We start from the raw sequence: 1,982 nt of genomic DNA on the forward strand, positions 1-1,982 counted from the left end.
CCGCTGCCGGCCGGGTGGAACTCGCCCTGCACCAGCCGGCCCTCGGCCGCCATCCGGTGCAGCGCCCCGTCCGCGACCGAGGCACCCAGGCCGAACCGCGCCGCCGCCTGCTGCGTGGTGAACGGGCCGTGGGTGCGGGCGTAGCGGGCCAGCAGATCGCCCAGCGGGTCGGGCACCGGTTCGGTGAACGCCTCCGGCACCCCCACCGGCAGCGCCGCGCCCAGCGCGTCCCGCAGCCGCCCGGGACGCGCACTCCGGGACGGGGACTGGGCAGCCGGAACGTCCGGGATCGGAGCGGTCGTGAGAATCGGCATCGTCTGCCCGTACTCCTGGGACGTGCCCGGCGGCGTCCAGTTCCACATCCGCGACCTCGCCGAGCACCTGCTGCGGCTGGGCCACGAGGTGTCGGTACTGGCCCCGGCCGACGAGGACACCCCGCTGCCGCCCTACGTCGTCTCGGTCGGCCGCGCCGTCCCGGTGCCCTACAACGGCTCGGTGGCCCGGCTGAACTTCGGCTTCCTCTCCGCCGCCCGGGTCCGCCGCTGGGTCAACGACGGTGACTTCGACGTACTGCACGTGCACGAGCCGGTCGCGCCGTCCCTGGCGCTGCTGGCCTGCTGGACGACGAGCGGTCCCATCGTCGCCACCTTCCACACCTCCAACCCCCGCTCCCGCGCGATGATCGCGGCCTATCCGATCCTCCAGCCGGCCCTGGAGAAGATCAGTGCCCGGATCGCGGTCAGCGAGTACGCCAGGCGCACCCTCGTGGAGCACCTCGGCGGGGACGCGGTGGTGATCCCCAACGGTGTCGACGTCTCGTTCTTCGCCGACGCCGAGCCCCGCCCGGAGTGGCAGGGCGACACCATCGGGTTCATCGGCCGCATCGACGAGTCCCGCAAGGGCCTCCAGGTCCTGGTGAAGGCGCTGCCCCGGATCCTCGCCCAACGGCCCGGGACCCGGCTGCTCGTGGCGGGCCGCGGGGACGAGCGGGAGGCCGTCGCCGGGCTGCCCGCCGCGATGCGCGACCGGGTCGAGTTCCTCGGCATGGTCAGCGACGAGGACAAGGCCAGGCTGCTGCGCAGCGTCGACCTGTACGTGGCCCCCAACCTGGGCGGGGAGAGCTTCGGCATCATCCTCGTCGAGGCCATGTCGGCGGGCGCACCCGTGCTCGCCAGCGACCTGGACGCCTTCGCGCAGGTGCTCGACGGCGGCAAGGCCGGTGAGCTGTTCCCCAACGAGGACGCGGACGCCCTCGCCGACACCGCGCTGCGGCTGCTCGGCGACGACCGGCGCCGCAAGGAACTGCGCGAACTCGCCACCCGGCACGTGCGCCGCTTCGACTGGTCGACGGTCGGCGCGGACATCCTGGCCGTGTACGAGACGGTCGCCGAGGGCGCGAGCACGGTGGCCGCCGACGACCGGGTGCGCCCGCCGAGCAGGCTCCGCCCATGGGCCTGAGCCGGCATCGCCGCGGCGGCCGGGCCCGCCGCGCACCCGCGCACCGCCATCCGCGAAAAGGACTGTGATCGGCCGTGTCGACGCTCTACTGGCTCATCTGGATCACCCTGGCGCTGCTGCTCACCGGCGTCTACCTCAGCTGGACGGCCGGCCGGCTGGACCGGCTGCACGCGCGCATCGACGCCTCCCGCGCCGCGCTGGACGCGCAGCTGCTGCGGCGTGCGTCCGTCGCGCAGGAACTCGCCACCTCCGGGATCTTCGATCCGGCCGCCTCGATGCTGCTCTACCAGGCGGCGCACGACGCCCGGCAGGCGGAGGAGGAGCGGCGCGAGGTGGCGGAGAGCGAGCTGAGCCAGTCACTGCGCGCGGTCCTCGCCGACCCCGACCAGGTGGAGGCGGTGCGGGCGGTGCCCGGCGGTGCGGAGACCGCGGCCGAACTGGCCGCCGCGGTACGCCGGGTGCCGATGGCCCGGCGGTTCCACAACGACTCGGTGCGTGCCGTACGGGCGCTCCGCCGTCACCGG

The 1,982-nt window shown here is 74.5% G+C and carries 2 protein-coding genes and 1 pseudogene; 2 read left to right on the forward strand and 1 reads right to left on the reverse strand.

Annotated features, from left to right (window positions below):
- Window positions 1–242: pseudogene (locus tag ACYVE9_RS24725) on the reverse strand (DNA glycosylase AlkZ-like family protein); the annotation flags it as partial.
- A gap of 58 nt (window positions 243–300) precedes the next feature.
- Between ACYVE9_RS24725 and ACYVE9_RS24730 the strand changes: the two are divergent.
- Entirely contained in the window at window positions 301–1,458 is a 1,158-nt protein-coding gene (locus tag ACYVE9_RS24730) for a glycosyltransferase family 4 protein (RefSeq protein WP_461030117.1), read from the forward strand.
- Window positions 1,459–1,532: 74 nt separating this feature from the next.
- Window positions 1,533–1,982, forward strand: a 450-nt coding sequence (locus tag ACYVE9_RS24735; protein WP_461030118.1) for a hypothetical protein, incomplete at its 3' end; no start/stop codon positions are given.

The organism is Streptomyces sparsus (assembly GCF_054776295.1).